Raw genomic sequence first — 6,476 nt, 5'->3', positions numbered from 1 at the left:
CCGCGCCGCCGCCCCGCCCGCCGCACCCTCCGCGCGCGCGGTCTCCCGCTCCTCGTCCACTCCGTCGTACGGCGCGGACCGCCCCTCGCTCACGCACCTGCCTGAGCAAGCGGTCCACCCCACTCGTACACCAACCGGAGAAGACGTCATGAGCAACCGCAACAACCAGCAGAACAAGCAGGCCGCGCGCGAACGGCTGCGCGCCGAGCGCGAGCGCCAGGCCAAGCGGGACAAGACGCGGCGTCAGCTCTTCGTCGCCGGCGCCATCGTCGCCGTCCTCGCGATAGCCGGCGGCGTCGGCTACGCGGTGAGCAACATGAACGACGACAAGAGCAGCGGCAGCGGCTGGGCGGGCGACAAGGCCCTCGTCAAGCCCGCCAACACCACCGGCGAGAACGGCGACGAGATCGTCATCGGCGACGCGAAGGCCAAGGAGACCCTCACGGTCTACGAGGACCCGCGCTGCCCGGTCTGCGCCACCTTCGAGAACGAGTCCGGCCCCCAGCTGCGCCAGGACGTCAAGGACGGCCGGTACAAGGTCCGGTTCGTCATGGTGAACTTCATCGACGACATGGCCCGGGGCACCGGCTCGAAGAACGCCGTCAGCGCCCTCGGCGCCGCGCTGAACGTCAGCCCGGACGCCTTCGTCGCCTACAAGGAAGCGCTCTACTCGCCGAAGAACCATCCCGCCGAGCAGGACGACGCCTTCGCCGACGACAAGCGGCTGATCGAGATCGCCCAGCAGGTCCCGGCCCTGAAGGGCAACAAGGACTTCGAGAAGGCCGTCAACGACGGCACCTACGACAAGTGGGCCGTCGAGATGGGCAAGTTGTTCCAGAAGAACAAGGTCCCCGGCACCCCGGCGCTGCTCCACGGCGACAAGAAGCTGACCGGCCCCGACGGCAAGAACCCGCCGATCGCCAAGGAGCACTTCACGGCCGCGGTCGACAAGGAGTTCGGCCCCAAGAAGTAGCCGAAGAAACGGTGAAGCCCCGGTGAGGGGCGGACGAACGGCCTGCGTTCGCCCGCCCCTCACCGCTTACTGGGAAGTAAGGTGATGGCCCGTGACTTCTGACTCCGCTGCACCGTCCTCAGCACACATATCCCGCCGCACCGCCGTCACGGCCGTCGCCGGCGCCGCAACCGTCGCACTCCTCCCCCTCGCCGGGGCCGCCCCGGCGTTCGCCGCGGAACCGCCCGCGTTCCTGCACGGCGTCGCCTCGGGCGACCCGCTCCCCGACGGCGTCCTGCTGTGGACGCGCGTGACGCCCTCGCCCGACGCGGTCCCCGGCTCGGGGCGCGGAGCGGCCGTCGACGTCGGCTGGGAGGTCGCCGAGGACGAGGCGTTCGGGAAGGTCGTCGCCAAGGGCACGGTCACCGCGACGGCCGCCGCCGACCACACCGTCAAGGCCGACGTCCGCGGCCTGCGCCCGGCGACCGCGTACTGGTACCGCTTCACGGCCGGCGGCGTGCACTCGCCGGCCGCCCGCACCCGCACGGCACCGGCGGCCGGAGCGGCCGTCCCCGGCATCCGCTTCGGCGTCGTCTCCTGCGCCAACTGGGAGTCCGGTCACTTCGCGGCCTACCGCCACGTCGCGGACCGCCGCGACCTCGACGCCGTCCTGCACCTCGGCGACTACATCTACGAGTACGGCAGCGGCGTCTACCCGCCCGCGGCCCAGGTCGTCCGCCCGCACGCACCGGCGCACGAGATCGTCACCCTCGCCGACTACCGCACCCGCCACGGCCGTTACAAGACCGACCCGGACCTGCAGGCGCTGCACCACGCCCACCCGGTGATCGCCATCTGGGACGACCACGAGTTCGCCAACGACGCGTGGACGGGCGGCGCCGAGAACCACACGCCGGGCGCCGAGGGCGAGTGGAGCGCGCGGGTCGCCGCGGCCAAGCAGGCCTACTTCGAGTGGATGCCGGTGCGGCCCTCCACCGCGGGCACCACCTACCGCAGACTGGCCTTCGGCAACCTCGCCGACCTGCACCTGCTCGACCTGAGATCCTTCAGATCGCAGCAGGTCAAGCCGGGCAACGGCAAGGCCGACGACCCGGACCGCACGATCACCGGGCGCGCCCAGCTCGACTGGCTCAAGGCCGGGCTCGCCTCCTCCGGCACCACCTGGCGCCTCGTCGGCAACCCGGTGATGATCTCCCCCTTCGCCTTCGGCGCCCTCCCCGCCCACCTGCTGGAGCCGCTCGCCAAGCTGCTGGGCCTGCCCGCCGGCGGCATCGCCGCCAACACCGACCAGTGGGACGGCTACACCGACGACCGGCGCGAGCTGCTCGGCCACCTCGACGAGCGCGGGATCCGCAACACCGTCTTCCTCACCGGCGACATCCACATGGCCTGGGCCAACGACGTGCCGAAGAAGGCCGCCACGTACCCGCTCTCGCCGTCCCTCGCCACCGAGTTCGTCGTCACGTCGGTGAGCTCCGACAACCTGGACGACCTCCTGGGCGTGGCCCCGCACACCGTCTCGCTCGCCGCGGTCGCCGCCATCAAGGCCGCCAACCGGCACGCGAAGTGGGTGGACATGGACTCCCACGGCTACGGCGTCCTCGACATCACACCGGCGCAGGCGCAGATGGACTACTACGTCCTCTCCGACAAGCGGGACCCGAAGGCGACGGCGGAGTGGACCCGCTCGTACCGGACGCGCTCGGGCACGCAGCACGTGGAGCGCGCGGACGCGCCGGTGCGGTGACGCCGGGCGCTAGCCGCCGATCTCCTCCAGGAAGGACAGGGCCACGCGCCACGCCGCCTCCGCGGCCTCGGCGTCGTAGTCCGCGAGGTCCGGGTCCGTGAACAGGTGCCCCGCCCCGGGGTACCTGTGGACCTCCACGTCCGCCCCGGCCCGGCCCATGCGCAGGTACCAGGCGTTCAGCCAGTCGTGCGGCTCGAACGGGTCCGGGTCGGCGACGTGCAGCTGGACGGGCAGCTCGTCCACGGACGCGCCCTCGGCCAGGTCCGACGTGCCGTGCAGGAGCAGCAGGCCGCGCGCCTTCTCGTCGCCCAGCGCCAGGTTCTGCGCGATCGCCGCGCCGAGCGAGAAGCCGGCGTAGACCAGCCCGCGGTCCGACAGGGGGGCGACCGCCGTGATCGCGCGGCGCAGCAGCTCCTCGTGGCCGATCTCGTCCTTGATGGCCATGCCGTCCTCGACCGTCTCCGCCGTCCGGCCCTCGTAGAGGTCCGGCACGTGCACCTCGTGCCCGGCGGCGCGCAGGCGCTCGGCGGCGGCGTGCACGGCCGGCCTCGGACCGTAGGCCGAATGAAAAAGGACAATCGTGGTAGAGGACGCCACTGGAGTCACTTCCTAACAGGTGGATCGCGTGCCCCCATCGTGCCAGCTACGGTCGGGGGGAGGCGCCACCCGGTGAGCAGCGGCCAGCCGGAAGGAGCTGAGGTGTCCATGGAGGGCGTACTGCGTCCCCTGTCCGTCGTCGGCGGAGCGTTGATCGTCACCCTGGTCGTGGGGTGGCTCGCCGACCACGTGCTGCGCAGGGTCGACGCCCGGCACCCCGAGACCCCGCTGTGGAACCTGCTCCGCCGCTGCCGCCTGCCGCTGCAGGTCGTGCTGTGCACGGCGCTGCTGCGCGGCAGCTTCCGCTCGGCCGGCGTCCTGGAGAAGCACGAGGACGCCGTCGGGCAGGTGCTGACGCTCGTGCTGATCGGCGCCTGCGCGTGGCTGCTGGTGCGGGTCGCCGTCGCCATAGTGGAGGCCTCCTACGCGCGCTACGCCGCCCGTGCGGCGGACGCGGCCCGGGTGCGGCGCGTACGGACGCAGGTGACGCTGATCCAGCGGGTCGTCACGGCGGCCGTGTGCGTGGTGGCGGTGGCGGCGATGCTGCTGACGTTCCCGGCGATGCGGACGGCCGGGGTGTCCGTGCTGGCCTCGGCCGGGCTCATCGGCATCGTCGCCGGTGTGGCGGCGCAGTCGACCCTCGCGAACCTCTTCGCCGGGCTGCAGATCGCCTTCGGCGACATCGTGCGGATCGGGGACACCGTCGTCGTCGACGGCGAGTGGGGGCGCGTGGAGGAGATCACGCTCACCTACCTGGTCGTCACCACCTGGGACGAGCGGCGCATCACGATGCCGGTCTCGTACTTCACCAGCCGGCCGTTCGAGAACTGGTCCCGCAGCAACCCGCGGATGACCGGCACGGTCTTCCTGCACCTCGACCACTCCGCGCCGATAGACCTGATGCGGGACCGGCTCTACGAGATCCTGGGCGGCCTGCCCGAGTGGGACGGGCGCTCCTGGAGCCTGGTCGTCACCGACACGACACCGTCGACGATCCAGGTGCGGGCGCTGGTGACGGCGAAGGACGCGGACGACATCTGGACGCTGCGGTGCGTGGTGCGGGAGCGGTTGATCGAGTGGCTGCGGCGGGAGCATCCGTACGCGCTCCCGCGCATCAACACGGCGCCGGCGCCGGGCCTGGAACAGGCCCCGGACCGGCACCAGGCACCGCCCACGGCGGAGGACATCGGCCCGGGCCCCGGCACGACGTAGGCTCCGCCGGGGTGCTCGTACGTACGGGGTGCGGCGGGTCCGGCACCGCCGGGCTGCACCGTCGTGGCTGATCGCCGCTGCGGCGGATTTTTCTTGCCTGCGGCAAGGGACCGCTGCCCGGCACCGGCTCTCTTGCCGGCAGGCAAGTCATTCCCGCCGCAGCGGCGATCAGCCACCGCGGCGCAGCCCGGCGGTGCCGGAGCCGCAGCAACCCGTACGTACAGCCGACCCGGCGTCAGCCACGAAGGCTGCGGACGTCCAAGTGGCGCAGCACCCGGTCCACCGCCTCCGGGTCGATGCCCGGTTCCGAGCGGGCCGCGAGGACCTCCCGCCGCGCGGCGGACAGCATCTCGTTCTCGATGCGGTGCATCGCCCGGATCCTCTGCACCCGCTGCGCCTGCGCCTCGCGCCGCTCCTCGTCGATCATGTCGGGGCTGATCCGGGCGGCCATGTCGTAGGCGCGCCGGCCGAGCATCTCCATCATGTCCTCGGGGAGGTCCTCCTCGTCCACGATCTCCCACAGGCGGTGCTTCGCGGCCTTCGTGGCGCGGATGGCCAGTGCCCGCTCCAGCTCCCGGCTCGCGTCGGAGTCGGCTCGCACGCCGAGCCGTTTGACCAGCAGCGGGAGGGTCATGCCCTGGACGACGAGGGTGCAGATGATGACGGCGAAGGCGATGAAGAGGATCTCGTCGCGGGCGGGGAAGGGGGAGCCGTCGTCCGTTTTGAGGGGAATGGCGAGGGCGAGCGCCACGGAGGCCACGCCGCGCATCCCGGACCACCACATCACGACGGTCTCGCGCCAGCTGACCGGGATGTCCTCGTCGACGTCCCGGATCTTGTGGAGCTTCTTGGCGAGCCAGGCGGCGGGCAGCAGCCACAGCAGCCGTACGCCCACCACGGCCCCGACGATCATGCCGCCGATGCCCAGCATCTCGCCCCAGCGGCCGGTCGCGGTGGCGATGGCGTTGTGGAGCTCCAGGCCGACCAGGCCGAAGGCGACGCCGGTGACGAGGGTGTCGATGATCTCCCAGAAGGTGTGCCCGGCGAGCCGCCCCAGGACGTCGTCGGCATCGGTCGCGTACTCGGCGAGGAAGAGCGCGGTGGTCAGCACCGCGAGCACGCCGGAGCCCTTGAGCTCCTCGGCGAGGACGTAGGCGACGAAGGGGACCAGCAGCGTCAGCCCGATCTGGAGGGTCGCGTCGCCGAGGACGTCCATCAGCTTCTTCGCGGCCCACCCGAGCGCGAGCCCGACCGCGAGGGCCACGACGGCGGAGAGCACCAGTTCGGCGACGGCCCGGGAGGGGGAGAAGTGGCCGCTGACGGCGGCGCCGATGGCCACGTGGTAGAGGACGATGGCGGTGACGTCGTTGAAGAGGCCCTCGCCCTCCAGGATGGAGACCAGGCGGCGGGGCAGCCCCAGGGAGCCCGCGACGGCGGTGGCGGCGACCGGGTCGGGCGGGGCGACGAGCGCGCCCAGCGCCACGGCGGCGGCCAGCGAGACGCCGGGCACGACCGCCTCGGCGACGGCGGCGACGGCCGCGGTCGTGACGAACACGAGCGCGACCGCCAGGAGGAAGATCGGCCGGCGGTTGGCGGCGAACTGCCGCCAGGAGGTGCGCTGGGCGGAGGCGTAGAGCAGGGGCGGCAGCACCAGCGGGAGGATGAACTCCGGCGGGATGTCCACGTTGGGCACGAACGGCAGCAGCGCGAGGGCGATCCCGCCGAGCGTCATCAGCACCGGCGACGGCAGTCCCAGCCGGTCCCCCAGCGGAACCGTGACCAGCGCGCCGAACAGCAGCACGAACAGCAGCGCGAGCTGGTCCACGGAGGCCCTCCGGGCGGGTCGGGGCGGTCGAGCAGGCCTCCAGCCTGCCTCACTCGCTTCCCGCCCGCCTCACGGGCCCTGGACAAGGTGCGCGCCGAGAGCGCGTAGCAGCGGACGCGGGA

At 72.3% G+C, this 6,476-nt stretch carries 5 protein-coding genes; 3 read left to right on the top strand and 2 right to left on the bottom strand.

Features of this window, described 5'->3' with window-relative positions; genetic code table 11:
• Positions 1 to 148 precede the first annotated feature (148 nt).
• Complete coding sequence (locus ACSNOH_RS32635) at positions 149 to 973, top strand: thioredoxin domain-containing protein (protein ID WP_436725070.1); 825 nt, start codon at positions 149 to 151, stop codon at positions 971 to 973.
• 91 nt (positions 974 to 1,064) lie between these two features.
• Positions 1,065 to 2,720: an alkaline phosphatase D family protein gene (locus ACSNOH_RS32630; RefSeq protein WP_436725069.1), complete on the top strand. Its 1,656-nt coding sequence runs from the start codon at positions 1,065 to 1,067 to the stop codon at positions 2,718 to 2,720.
• A 9-nt stretch (positions 2,721 to 2,729) separates the two neighbouring features.
• Here ACSNOH_RS32630 and ACSNOH_RS32625 read toward each other — a convergent pair whose 3' ends face one another.
• On the bottom strand, positions 2,730 to 3,317 hold the full coding sequence (locus tag ACSNOH_RS32625; protein ID WP_436725068.1) for a dienelactone hydrolase family protein: 588 nt from the start codon (positions 3,315 to 3,317) through the stop codon (positions 2,730 to 2,732).
• A 108-nt stretch (positions 3,318 to 3,425) separates the two neighbouring features.
• Between ACSNOH_RS32625 and ACSNOH_RS32620 the strand changes: the two genes are divergently transcribed.
• On the top strand, positions 3,426 to 4,529 hold the full coding sequence (locus tag ACSNOH_RS32620; protein ID WP_436725067.1) for a mechanosensitive ion channel family protein: 1,104 nt from the start codon (positions 3,426 to 3,428) through the stop codon (positions 4,527 to 4,529).
• A gap of 235 nt (positions 4,530 to 4,764) precedes the next feature.
• Here ACSNOH_RS32620 and ACSNOH_RS32615 read toward each other — a convergent pair whose 3' ends face one another.
• Positions 4,765 to 6,354, bottom strand: a complete 1,590-nt coding sequence (locus ACSNOH_RS32615; protein WP_436725066.1) for a Na+/H+ antiporter — start codon at positions 6,352 to 6,354, stop codon at positions 4,765 to 4,767.
• Positions 6,355 to 6,476 lie beyond the last annotated feature (122 nt).

This window comes from Streptomyces sp. URMC 127 (assembly GCF_051386535.1).
In the GTDB taxonomy this organism is placed as follows: Bacteria; Actinomycetota; Actinomycetes; order Streptomycetales; family Streptomycetaceae; genus Streptomyces.
Note: the sequence above shows the minus strand (reverse complement) of the source record. Positions and strands in the feature narration are given on the sequence as shown.